The organism is Acinetobacter sp. 25-47-122 (assembly GCF_056779695.1).
Genome location: NZ_JBWYIJ010000017.1, coordinates 14,048 through 27,091 on the forward strand (window position 1 = coordinate 14,048; position 13,044 = coordinate 27,091).

Here is a 13,044-nt window from a genome sequence, read left to right on the forward strand (position 1 = left end):
CCCATTGTAACGCTATTTTTTACTCATTGAACAGAGTGTGATGAAAAGCACCAAACACTCTTTTCAGTTAAGTATTCCAAGTGCATATTTATCAATGTTTTGATTTTTTTAACAATGATCAAAAAGCTCGATTTTTTCTGTTTTTTCTAAATCATGAATATTTATATGAACTTATGTTTATTGATTAAAAATGTTTAAAAACAAATAGCTTAGCACTTACATTTTAACTTTTCTGAATTAGCCAAAGCTGTTCTATACTATACATGCTTACTCTTTTATTTCTTATGTTATGACCACAATCTCCCCAGGCAAAGCTTCTTCGCGAGCGCTTGCCCTTCTACCGCTTATTGTGTTTTTAGCCATTTTTTTGGGCAGCGGTATTTATCACACTCTGATTGGCACTGAGTTTGCCTTCTACCAAATTAAAGCACCCATTGCTGCTATCCCTGCCCTCATTCTTGCGGTATTACTTTATCGTGGCAAATTAAATACAGGTATAGATGAGTTTCTCCGTGGGGCAAGCCATCCTAATCTTATTTTAATGTTTATGGTCTTTATGCTGGCAGGTGCTTTTGCCAGTATTAGTAGTGCCATTGGTAGTGTTGATGCAACAGTACAATTAGGTTTATCTCTCATTCCTTCGGCTTTTGTCCTGCCAATGCTCTTTGTTATTTCAGCGTTTATTGCTACTGCGATGGGCACCTCGATGGGTACTATCGCTGCTTGTGCGCCGATCGCATTTGGCTTCACTCAAGTCACTGATATAAATCCTGTTGTTGCGATTGGCGCTGTGGTTGGAGGAGCCATGTTTGGTGATAACTTGTCGATGATTTCAGATACCACTATCGCCGCAACTCGTAGCCAACGTGTAGAACTAAAAGATAAATTTAAAGTCAATGTATGGATTGCAGTACCAGCAGCACTTTTCACGATTTTGATTTATTTTGTGATGAGTCGTGATACGCAACAAATTTCTTTCAATGACTATAATTTTTGGCTGATCTTGCCTTATTTAGCCGTATTTGCTTTGGCTTTTAGCCGATTACATGTGTTGGCTGTACTTATGCTGGGCATTGTTATGTCTGGACTCGTCGGTCTGATTCAAGCCCCTGACTTTAACCTACTTAAATTAAATAATGCGATTTACGATGGCTTTTTGGGCATGTTTGAAGTCGCATTGCTTTCAATGTTACTCGGTGGTATTTCTGCCCTTATGCGAAAAGAAGGTGGCTTAGAGTGGCTAATACAACGCATTTATCAACTTACGCGTTTATTCAAAGTGGGGACGCAAAGAGCTGGTGAAATCGGAATTTGCCTTCTGGTGATCTTGTCTAATTTCTTTGTGGCGAATAATACTGTTGCCATTATTCTATCTGGCGATATGGCACGTGAAGTTGCTAAAGAATATGGTGTTGACCCAAAACGCTCGGCTGCTTTGTTGGATATTTTTTCTTGTGTTGTTCAAGGCTTAATTCCGTTTGGCGCACAATTATTATTGGCGTGTTCAATTGCAAAATTATCGCCAATGGAAATGATCCAAAACGTTTATTACTGTTGGATCTTAGCGGTGATTGCTATACTCTCCATTGCTTTTAGATATCCCAAAATACAGATGAATCAAATTTAGACTAGCATAAAAATAGAGTCTTTAAAGGTAAGCTAGATGCTTACCTTTTTTATTTTTCATGTTCTAACTTAGATTATGACGATGAATTGGACGTTGTTTAAGTTGTTTTTTAAACTGCAACAGCGTTATTCCATTATACATTTTAAATGCTCTAGCAAGCGCAGACTGATCTGAGTAACCGAGTTGCACTGCGATATCCGTTAACTCTAGCCCCTGATTTAATAGGCGCTCACATTGTGACATCCGCTCTTGCTCAAGTATGCGTTTAAATGATGTTCCACGATCTTTTAATTGTCGTTGCAAAGTCCTCACCGACAAACATAATTCTGTCGCAATATCTTCAATCTTTGGCGCTTCGTGACGAATACGCAAATACTCAGCAATAATTAAGTGGAGTTGCCGATCAAGACTCGATTGCACGGGTTTTGATGCAATCGCCTCTTCCGCTTGTTGAACCAACAATTGCATAAGTGAAGGATCTGCTTGTTGGGGTTTTAGCTGCAACCCCTGCGTGCGAATTTGAAACTGATATTCAACTTGGCTGAACTCTACCTGACAACCATAGAACTTTTGATATTCATACAATGGTGCGATAGCTTCATGCGCCATGATCACTTTATACAGTGGAAAGGTATCATGCACTAATATTTGCTTTGCCAATGAAACCATCATGGCATTCGTCAACTCATTGATAAAATTATAGTCATCACAAATAAACGGCCAGCTTAAAATCAGTATTTCACCGTTCTGGTGAATCTGCATGGGAGTAATCTCTTCACCATCAATCACCAAGCGGCTAAATCTTAAAATATAGTTCAGTGCTTCCGCCACCGTCTCACTTCGTGTCGCCATATATCCAAGCACACCAAAATGCTCAGGTTTCACATATTGAGCCATTTCAAAAATATAATTGGCGCGATTCAAATAAACCTGTGTGAGAGAGTTAAGTTTTAAGAAAAAAGAATAAGATGATTGCATGGCAATCGGTGCTGCCAAAATCTTATTCAGCGTATCAACATCCTGATTTAACGCAGTCTTTATCTCTTTATCGAGCTGTTTCACTTGAATAAATGTTTGCCATAAATGGAAATATCCATTGGGTATTTGAATATCTTTCACGATGCACTATTCCTTTAGGCAAATTTGACTTTATTCATTTTCATTTGTCGTAAAATGTATAAAAAATGGCAAGTACTGTCAAAACAATCAGACCAATGCCATACATACTTAAACGATCTAAAGCGGATGAATGAAAATAAGATGAACGCATTGGTAAAATATCAGGTCGATCCTGTCGTACGCATGAATCTCAATTTCAAGCTCTCAGAAATTCCTCGTTTTTGGTTTGGTGGAGATCCATTCAAAACCCGTATGTTTGATGCATTGAGTCTAACTTTCCCAGACGGAGAGCGCTACTTCATTGAATCAGTTCGATTATTTAGAGATAAAATCAAAGACCCTGAATTACAAAAACGCGTCGCAGATTTTATTCGACAAGAAGCACAGCATGGAATTGCGCATGACAAGATGAATAAGGTCATGAAAGATCAAGGTATGCCTGTCGATCAATTTATTAAGGTTCTTAACAAAATTTTTAAATTCGAACTGACACGTCGTTCACCTCAATACAATATTGCCATGACTGCTGCAGCCGAACACTTAACTGCATTAATGGCTGATACTTTTTATAGTCAAAAAGCAACCCTTGAAGATGCTCACCCCTATGTGCGCGCGCTTTTAGCATGGCATGCTATCGAAGAGATGGAGCATCGTGATGTGGCTTTTGATGTCATGAAACAAGTCGGTGATGTTCCAGAACTTACTCGACAATTTGCTTTGGCATTTACAACTTTTATGATGCTTGGATTTACAACTTATCGTGCCAATATCATGTTGAAGTATGACGGATTTAGTCGTTTAGACCGTTTCAAAATGACCGTCAAAGGACTTCCATGGTTTATCGGTCGAAATGGCATGTTAACGAGAATGAAAGGTCCATACTTAGATTGGTTTAAAAAAGACTTTCATCCAAGCCAACATCCTGTGATTGCCCAATATGATGTCTGGGTAAAAACATTAGCCGAGACCAATGATCCAATTCAAGCTGGTGAAGCATTCTGGCAAGCAGCTCGATAATATTCCTATCGCCGGCTAAATCATTTTTATTCGGATGATTTAGCCGACATTACTTACAGTTTTAATCTCCTTCTCTCTTCTTTTGTCCTGTAGAGATAATGACCTCAATGTGATTTTTTTACATACTTGTTCTTTCTGCATAAGTGATAAAAATAAAATGAATGCAATTACCACATACCATCCAGTGATTCGTAAGCACCTTGATTTCCGACTTAACGAAGTACCACGATTTTGGTTTAACAACGATCCTTTTAAAACACGTGTATTTGATGCTTTGAGTTTGACATTTCCAGATGGAGAACGATATTTCATACAGTGTGTCCGACTATTTCAACCGCATATTCAAGATCCTGTCTTAGCCAAACGTGCGAAAGACTTTATTCAACAAGAAGCGCAACACGGTATTGCCCATGACAAAATGAATAAAATTTTAATTGAGCAAGGTATGCCAATTGAAAAATATATTCATCAAGTCAATCAACGTTTCAAACATGCGTTAAAAAGGTATCCTGATCGTTTTAATATTGCGATCACCGCTTCATGCGAACACTTAACCGCTTTAATGGCAACGACCTTTTTCAGTCATAAAAGTACGATGGCCCATGCACATCCTTTTGTCCGTGGTTTATTTGCATGGCATAGTATTGAAGAAATGGAACATCGCGATGTAGCTTATGATGTCATGATCGAGGTAGCGCAGACTTCAAACCTTACACGTTATACCGCCTTGGTTTTAGTTACGCTTATGATGTTTGGATTTACCATGCAAAGAACACATGGACTTCTCAAACAAGATGGCTTTACTCGAATTGAAAGGTTAAAAATGTTTGCTCAAGGCTTGAAATGGTTGCTTGGAAAAGATGGCATTTTAACGGCAAAAAAACGAGAATATTTAGACTGGTTTAAACCTGATTTCCACCCAAACCAACACCCTATTATTCATCAATACCAAGTTTGGGTTGATACGCTCGCTGAAACTCAAGATCCAATTCAAGCAGGTGAAGCTTTTTGGCAAGCTGCGATATAAAAAAGAATGTAAAAAAAAGTCCGATCAATCGGACTTTTTTGTTGTTATGACGCCATTACCATTTAGCGTAATGTTGCTCTAATAGTCCATACTCTTGATTAAGCTCAATATGCTGACCATCATCTGAAATAATAAAACCCGTAATTTTAGATTGCCACTGACTGAACTGGCTGCCTACCATTCTAAGATTAAGATTTTCATAACGGCGCCAACCTGTTTCAATGGTCAATTGTAATTTGTCATCCATAGATCGTATGGTCCACATCTGATCATTTTGCATTTCAAAAAGAACATCCGTCAACGCATAAAGGCGCCCATTAATCCACAAACAATTTTCATTCCCAAAACTTTCATTCACACCAGAGGCAAGATTCAAACCCACACGGTTTCCTTGCGCATCCCAAAAATTTGAAGATAGCCAAAACCAAGCCGTTTCAGGTCTTAGAAAACCGCAAGTATCATCAAGCGAAGCAAAAGTTCGTGAGTTAAATTCGATTCTTTCTTTTTGTTTATTAATGAAATACCCCTCAACGGCCAATGTAGTTAGTTTCTGAGTATAGGTCCAACCATTAATCCCAGTAGGACTGCACATCGACAAAGGATCTGTTCCAGCACAAAAGATTCGTGCAGACAGTTTTTCTTCACCATGTTTGATCACTTTGATATAACGAACACCATTGGCGTGTTGAATATCGAGTTGGATTTTTCCATGTTGAAAATGGCTATGATTAAATAGTGGCTGTTCATCTAGAACCGTACTGTGTGCCAATACATTAATCGCATTCCACTCGACGACTTGTCCGGTGTTATGGTCATAAATATAGATGAAACCATGTCCCGCCCAAGCGATATCGACGATAGCCATCCCAATGCTGTAATGCTCATGTTGGATACTACAAAACTTAAATTTCTTATATTTAAGTTTTTTTCTCCACCCTTTGAGCACTTTGCCATATGGCGTTTTATAAATATATTTTGAAACAGAAATTGCACTTGGCAATTCTGTAAAACGCCCATAGCGCGGTTGACCATTTACTTGAATTAAATCCATTGGGACTCAGCCTAATTTCATTCCATGACAATTATAGACTTTAGTCTAAAGTATTTCATTTACTGTGTGACAGCATAAATTAAAGAACCGATAAAGATCGGTTCTTTTTTCTCATATATTCAATACTTTGACTACCAGTTCCCTTCACCCAGTGTTTGGCCGATATAATGATACTGTGCCTTGGATCTTGAAAATTTAATTGGACAAGCCAACTGTTTTTCTACCTCATTTGCATCTTTCCTTAGAGGTACATCTACTGTCCAAGCACGTTGTTGAGCCAAATCTGACGTCAGAGCTTCATCTAGATTTAACACAGGTTCTACACATACGTCTAATTCAGAAAATGTTTTACGCCATACATCAAAACTTTTTTCCTTGATTTTATCAGCGATCGCAGCCTTGACTGCTTTTCGATCTTCAACATCAAATGAAGTTCCTTTTTCCAATAAGATAGGCAGTTCTAATATAGTTGCCAGACCTGTCATAAATTGAGGCTCTAGACTCCCAATTGAGATATAGCGCCCGTCTTGCGTTTGATAGTAGTCATAAAATGTCCCCCCGTTCAGATGTTCATTTTCAGGGTACTGATTCTGTCCACCTGCAAGTACAGCTGCCGCAGCCATATTGTTTAAGGTCACCGCACAATCCGTCATAGAGATATCAATATATTGACCTAAACCACTCCGTTGCCTTTCAATCACGGCTGTTAAAATGCCAATCACTGCGTGTAAAGAACCTCCTGCGACATCAGCAATTTGAATCCCCATCGGTGGTGGTCCACTTTTCTGCCGACCTGAATGCCCAGCAATCCCTGAGAGCGATACATAATTAATGTCATGTCCCGCTTTATCTTTATAAGGACCTGTTTGCCCATATCCTGTTATTGAACAATAAATCAGACGTGGGTTTATTTCAGATAAAGTTTGATAGTCGAGTCCTAAACGTCGCATCACTTCAGGACGGAACTGCTCAATGACGATATCGTATTCTGAAATTTTTGATTTAATGAGTTCAATACTCTGACTATCTTTTAAATCTAGGGCAATCGACTGCTTGTTGCGATTCAAATAACTGTGCGCTGTGGCTTGACCATTTGCATAAGGTGGCAACAATCTGACAAGGTCTGGTCGATTTGGTGACTCTATATGGACTACCTCTGCCCCTAGATCTGCTAAGTACAAAGTCGCAAAAGGTCCGGGTAATAATGTGGAAAAATCTAAAACTTTCAATCCCTTTAATGCAGCTGTCATTGTTATTTTCACCAAGAATATGTTGATTTTTCACCCATAATAGAAATATAAAACAAGATTAACAATGTCATGTTCAGCCATTTACCTTGATCATTTCGGCAATTTATGATGTAAAAGAGCAATTACTCTAGTGATAATTGCCAATTAAATTATTTTTTGTGTCATTTAGGTCAAGTAGCAGTGAACATCAAAGAGACTGAAGGATTTAACATGAGTCGCGATACGATAAGTATCCATTTTGTGAATGCAGCCCTGACTGGGGTAAAACGTCTAGGGATGGATGTTGACACTTTACTTTCACATGTCGGCATTGAAGCTGAACTACTCCGCCAACCTAAAGCACGTATTTCTCCTGAGCAGTACACACGCTTTGTTAAAATGCTGTGGATGGTCACCCAAGATGAACACGTTGGTTTTGATATCCAGCCACGTCGCTTAGGGACCTTTGCGATCATGTGTCAATTGATCATACATGCCAAAACTTTAGGTGATGCGCTTGAGTTATCATCACAGTTCTACAAGTTATTTGGTGATGAGTGGTCTGTGACTTTAGAGCGCGATAAGCATGAAGCACGCTTAGTTCCACTCATTCCAAAAACAATGGATCCTGACCATTTCATTACTGAAAGTATGCTCATGATCTGGCATGGTTTGGCATCGTGGCTCATTGAGCGTCGCATCCCCTTAGAGCGTGTACATTTTTCATATCCACGCCCACAACATGCAGATGAATATGATGCGTTATTTTTTGCGCCAGTAATCCAATTTGATTCAGCTCGTACTGAAATCACATTTGCTGCAGACTACTTAGATCTTCCAATTCGCCAAGATGAAAACACCTTGGAAGAATTTCTAAAAGGTGCTCCAGCGAAACTGTTGGTGAAATTCAAAAATACCAATTCGCTCACATCACGTATTCGTGAAGTATTGAAGAGCCAAATTGGTGAAGAAATGCCAACATTAAATGATGTTGCAGCCATGCTTTATTTATCACCACAGACGCTTCGCCGTCGCTTAGCTGCTGAAGGTAAGAGCTATCAAGGTGTGAAAGATGCTTTGCGTCGAGACGCCGCAATTCACTTACTGTTAAACCCATCTTTAACTTTAGAAGATGTGGCACAACAAGTCGGCTTTAGTGAAACCAGTACCTTCCACCGAGCATTTAAAAAGTGGACAGGTGTCACACCAGGCTTATACCGTCAATTACATGGTTATCATTAATTTAGTCAAACATAAAAAAGTCTGACATTGTTCAGGCTTTTTTTTACATATGGATTTAAGTGCTTATTGATTTTGCAAAAATATTCAAGTTGAAATTAAACTATTCGGAATATTTAAAGGAATAATAAGATGACACTTACTGCAATCCTGAAATCAATTTTGATTGGAATAACAATTTATTTTTAAAGTGTAAAATCACACAGTTATGGACCTAAAGTTGATATACGGTACACTTATAATATTGTCGGAGAAAATGCATATCAATAAAACTTACTCAAAATAGCTGGTCAAAAAAAAGCTGTATCTAAATTTCATGAATGTACTGCTCATGTTCTGTCAGAACCATTTAACCAATACGATTCAAATGCGATCAAAGTTGAAATCAACGGATTAACAGTTGCCTATTTAAGAAAATTAGAAGCTGAAAAACTGAAAGGGCAGATTATCAATAAAAAAGTGCCCGCTGTAATTAACGGTGGTTGGTATGTTGATGAAGATGATGAAGGTTCTTATGGTGTAAAGCTTGCCATATCAAACGCCAAAGATTTGATATAGCAAAATTATAATCAAAGCATTCGCAATACAAATTTGTTTTTTAATTCGTCAAAAACTTTCATTTCACAATCTAAAACATTTAATTTTTCAGTGACCAAAAATATCAAACGACTCATCCGTTCTCGTCATTGCACAATCACATAGATCATCTACACTCAAAACACCATAACAATTTCAACCTATAAAAAAGGAACTATTATGAGCGAGGCTTACATCATCGATGCCATTCGCACACCACGCGGAAAAGGAAAAAAAGATGGTTCTTTACATGAAGTAAAACCAATCACATTACTCACAACGCTGTTAAATGAACTTCAAACTCGCCATCAACTCGATACTTCTAAAGTCGATGACATCGTACTGGGTTGTGTAACTCCAATTGGTGATCAAGGCGGTGATATCGCTAAAACTGCTGCAATTGCAGCAGGCTGGAATGATGATGTAGCAGGCGTTCAAATCAACCGTTTTTGTGCTTCAGGACTAGAAGCTGTCAATCTTGCTGCACAGAAAGTTCGTTCAGGCTGGGAAGATGTTGTCGTTGCAGGTGGTGTAGAGTCAATGTCGCGTATTCCAATGGGCTCCGATGGTGGGCCATGGGCACTCGATCCAGAAACAAACCTGAAATCTACCTTTGTTCCACAAGGGATTGGTGCTGATTTAATCGCAACTTTAGATGGATACTCTCGTGCTGATGTAGATGCTTTTGCTGCAGATTCACAAAAGAAAGCAGCAGCGGCTCAAGCGAATGGTTACTTCAATAAATCAGTTGTACCAGTAAAAGATAAAGCTGGTGTTGTCGTTTTAGATAAAGATGAATTCATCAAACCAACGACTACCGTTGAAGGCTTAGCCAAATTAAATCCAAGCTTTGAAATGATGGGCGGTATGGGATTTGATGCAGTCGCATTACAAAAATATCCAGAAGCTCAGAAGATTAATCACGTTCACCATGCAGGAAACTCTTCAGGCATTGTAGACGGCGCTGCTGTTGTTCTACTTGCATCTGAAAAAGCGGTTCAAGAACAAGGCTTAAAACCACGTGCCAAAGTATTAGCAACTGCGCTTGTCGGAACTGATCCAACAATCATGTTAACTGGTCCAGCACCTGCGGCACGCAAAGCTTTGGAAAAAGCTGGCTTAACCATTGATGATATCGATTTATTTGAAGTGAACGAGGCGTTTGCGGCTGTAGTAATGCGCTTTATTAATGAACTGAATGTCGATCCTGCAAAAGTCAATGTAAATGGTGGTGCAATTGCAATGGGTCATCCACTCGGTGCGACAGGTGCCATGATTTTAGGTACGTTGCTCGATGAACTTGAGCGTCAAGGTAAAAAACGTGGCTTGGCTACACTGTGTGTAGGTGGTGGTATGGGTATCGCAACGATCATTGAATTGGTATAAGGAGAAGAATAATGAGTGCAATTCAATTTGAAAAAAATGCTGATGGCATTGTTATTCTCACCTTAGACTCACCTAATCAGTCTGCCAATACCATGAATGCAGATTTCCGAGTTGCTTTGGAAGAGACTGTAGCAAAACTGAAAGCCGAATCTGGCATTACAGGTATCATTTTTAAATCTGCAAAGAAAACCTTTTTTGCAGGCGGTGATTTGGATGAGTTGATTCAAGCTCAGCCAGAACACGCCACTGAATTCTTTGGCATGATCCAAAAAATGAAAGCGGAATTCCGCTATATTGAAACCTTGGGTGTACCTGTTGTCGCTGCATTAAATGGAACAGCTCTCGGTGGCGGTTGGGAAATCGCATTAGGCTGTCATGCTCGTATTGCATTGAATGATCCTAAAGCGAAATTTGGTCTGCCTGAAGTTACCTTAGGTTTGTTACCAGGTGGCGGTGGTATCGTGCGTATGGTACGACTGCTCGGCTTACAGAATGCTTTTCCTTTCCTGATGGAAGGTAAACAATTTGGTGTAGAAAAAGCAAAATCTCTAGGCTTAATTCAAGATACGGCTGATTCTGAACAAGAGCTCATGGATAAAGCGATTGCTTGGATTAAAGCAAATCCAAAATCTCAACAACCATTTGATGTTAAAGGATACAAAATTCCAGGTGGTACGCCATCATCACCTCAAGTGGCTCAAGTCCTTGCAATTGCACCAGCGATGCTGCGTGATAAAACAAAAGGTTGCTATCCAGCCCCTGAAGCCATTATGGCTGCTGCCGTTGAAGGTGCTCAGGTAGATGTTGATACTGCATTAACTATTGAGTCTCGCTATTTTACGTATCTGGCAACTGGTCAAGTTGCGAAAAACATGATTGGAACTTTCTGGCATGGACTGAATGCAATCAAATCAGGTGAAAGCCGCCCTAAAGAGCCTACAAAGTGGCAAGCGACCAAAGTAGGCGTTTTAGGCGCTGGAATGATGGGGGCTGGCATTGCCTACTCGACAGCGATTAAGGGGATTCAAGTCGTCCTTAAAGATGTATCGATTGAAAATGCGGAAAAAGGTAAGGCATATAGTCAAAAACTGTTAGATAAACGTGTTTCACAAGGTCGAATGACTGCTGAAAAGCGCGAACAAATTTTATCTCTCATTACCCCTACAGCGAATGCAGCCGATTTACAAGGCTGTGATTTAATCATTGAAGCTGTATTCGAAAATCAAGAACTCAAAGCCAAAGTAACTCAAGAAGCTGAGCAATATTTGGTTGACGGCGGTGTGATGGCTTCTAATACGTCAACCTTACCGATCACAGGTCTCGCAACAGCAAGTAAAGATGCGAAAAACTTTATTGGACTGCATTTCTTTAGCCCTGTTGATAAAATGCAGTTGGTTGAAATTATTAAAGGTAAAGAGACTTCAGCTGAGACACTAGCTAAAGCCTATGATTATGTTCAACAAATTGGAAAAACACCTATCGTTGTGAATGATAGTCGTGGTTTCTTCACGAGCCGCGTATTTGGTACTTTTGTCAACGAAGGTTTACGTCTACTGGCTGAAGGAGTACATCCAGCCAAAATTGAAATGGCTGCTTTAAAAGCAGGTATGCCAGTCGGTCCATTAGCAATCCAAGATGAAGTCGCATTAACCTTGTCTGAGCATGTGACCAATGAAACGCGTAAAGCGCTTCAGGCTGAAGGCAAAGATTTACCACACTCCCCTGCTGAAGATGTCTTAAAGCAAATGATCCATGAATTTGGGCGTAAAGGCAAAGCTGCTGGTGCTGGTTTTTATGAATATCCAGAAAGTGGTAAAAAATACCTTTGGGATGGTTTAAACCATTGGACGAAAGAAACAGATATTTCTGAACAAGAAATGATTGATCGCTTCCTATTTGTTCAATCCTTGGATACGCTGCGCTGTTTGGAGGAGGGAGTTTTAGAGTCTGTCATTGATGGAAATATCGGTTCTATTTTTGGCATAGGATTCGCCCCTTGGACTGGCGGTGCTTTACAGTTCCTCAATCAATATGGACTCGCACAAGCGCTTGAGCGCGCGAATCAGCTTGAAGCGAAGTATGGTGAGCGTTTTAAAGCACCTCAACTCCTTAAGGACAAAGTTCAGTCTGGTCAATCAATCTGATTGATATAAATTAAAAACCTCTCTTCGGAGAGGTTTTTTCAATCTAAAGTAACTGGAAATCCCTTAAAAGTCTTAATCTCTTTGAGCGTAAACATGCTCTGCATTTCCTTGATACCAGGGAGTCTTCTAATTGTTTTCATAGCAAAATCTGCATAAGTATCGAGATCTCGAGACACAACTTGAAGCAAAAAATCTGCATCTCCGCCAATACTATAACAAGCGACTACGTTATCTAACTCTAGAACCTTTTCTTCAAATTTTTTGGCTTCAACTTCACTATGTCTATCAATTGACACTCGTATAAAGACCATTACACCCAAATTAATTTTTCTTCTATCAAGGTTAACACCATATCCTTTGATAATTTTTTCGTCTTCTAATCGTTTAACACGACGCCAACATGGTGATGGAGAAATACCGACTTGTTCCGCCAGTATTTGATTGGTCACTCTTGAATCTTGCTGAAGTAGTCTTAAAATTTTTTTGTCAAATCTATCTAAGTTCATAATGAAAATTTTAACCTTTTTTATTTTATTTATAGAAAGGATATACCTCAATCAGTAGAAAAGACAAACGAAAACGATCACTTTGTGCTTTGTATTTAATTGAAAATGTTCTTACCTTCACAA

Annotated in this window: 10 protein-coding genes; 6 read left to right on the forward strand and 4 right to left on the reverse strand. The window is 39.2% G+C overall.

Annotated features, from left to right (window positions below):
- Nucleotides 1–289: 289 nt before the first annotated feature.
- Entirely contained in the window at nucleotides 290–1,627 is a 1,338-nt protein-coding gene (locus tag AC1M9P_RS13770) for a Na+/H+ antiporter NhaC family protein (RefSeq protein WP_481587986.1), read from the forward strand.
- Between the two features lie 63 nt (nucleotides 1,628–1,690).
- On the opposite strand, the gene AC1M9P_RS13775 is transcribed toward AC1M9P_RS13770, so the two are convergent.
- The gene (locus tag AC1M9P_RS13775; RefSeq protein ID WP_481587987.1) at nucleotides 1,691–2,746 is read right to left on the reverse strand and encodes an AraC family transcriptional regulator; all 1,056 of its coding nucleotides are present in this window, start codon (nucleotides 2,744–2,746) and stop codon (nucleotides 1,691–1,693) included.
- Between the two features lie 141 nt (nucleotides 2,747–2,887).
- Between AC1M9P_RS13775 and AC1M9P_RS13780 the strand changes: the two genes are divergently transcribed.
- Complete coding sequence (locus tag AC1M9P_RS13780; protein ID WP_481587988.1) at nucleotides 2,888–3,763, forward strand: metal-dependent hydrolase; 876 nt, start codon at nucleotides 2,888–2,890, stop codon at nucleotides 3,761–3,763.
- A 157-nt stretch (nucleotides 3,764–3,920) separates the two neighbouring features.
- Nucleotides 3,921–4,790 carry a metal-dependent hydrolase gene (locus AC1M9P_RS13785; protein WP_481587989.1) on the forward strand — a complete coding sequence of 290 codons (870 nt, stop codon included), beginning with the start codon at nucleotides 3,921–3,923 and terminating at the stop codon, nucleotides 4,788–4,790.
- Between the two features lie 55 nt (nucleotides 4,791–4,845).
- Here AC1M9P_RS13785 and AC1M9P_RS13790 read toward each other — a convergent pair whose 3' ends face one another.
- Both AC1M9P_RS13790 and AC1M9P_RS13795 read right to left on the reverse strand, forming a co-directional pair.
- A complete protein-coding gene (locus AC1M9P_RS13790) occupies nucleotides 4,846–5,841 on the reverse strand; it encodes a DUF2804 domain-containing protein (RefSeq protein WP_481587990.1) in 996 nt (331 codons plus the stop codon).
- Nucleotides 5,842–5,972: 131 nt separating this feature from the next.
- Nucleotides 5,973–7,091, reverse strand: coding sequence for a CaiB/BaiF CoA transferase family protein (locus tag AC1M9P_RS13795; protein ID WP_481587991.1), 1,119 nt, complete (start codon nucleotides 7,089–7,091; stop codon nucleotides 5,973–5,975).
- 210 nt (nucleotides 7,092–7,301) lie between these two features.
- Between AC1M9P_RS13795 and AC1M9P_RS13800 the strand changes: the two genes are divergently transcribed.
- From AC1M9P_RS13800 to AC1M9P_RS13810, 3 genes are all read left to right on the forward strand, one after another.
- On the forward strand, nucleotides 7,302–8,312 hold the full coding sequence (locus AC1M9P_RS13800; RefSeq protein ID WP_092768523.1) for an AraC family transcriptional regulator: 1,011 nt from the start codon (nucleotides 7,302–7,304) through the stop codon (nucleotides 8,310–8,312).
- A gap of 753 nt (nucleotides 8,313–9,065) precedes the next feature.
- A complete protein-coding gene (locus AC1M9P_RS13805; RefSeq protein WP_035267939.1) occupies nucleotides 9,066–10,271 on the forward strand; it encodes an acetyl-CoA C-acetyltransferase in 1,206 nt (401 codons plus the stop codon).
- Between the two features lie 11 nt (nucleotides 10,272–10,282).
- Complete coding sequence (locus AC1M9P_RS13810; RefSeq protein ID WP_481587992.1) at nucleotides 10,283–12,415, forward strand: 3-hydroxyacyl-CoA dehydrogenase NAD-binding domain-containing protein; 2,133 nt, start codon at nucleotides 10,283–10,285, stop codon at nucleotides 12,413–12,415.
- 38 nt (nucleotides 12,416–12,453) lie between these two features.
- Here the strand turns inward: AC1M9P_RS13810 and AC1M9P_RS13815 are convergent, their stop codons facing one another.
- Complete coding sequence (locus tag AC1M9P_RS13815; protein ID WP_481587993.1) at nucleotides 12,454–12,921, reverse strand: Lrp/AsnC family transcriptional regulator; 468 nt, start codon at nucleotides 12,919–12,921, stop codon at nucleotides 12,454–12,456.
- Between the last annotated feature and the right edge of the window lie 123 nt (nucleotides 12,922–13,044).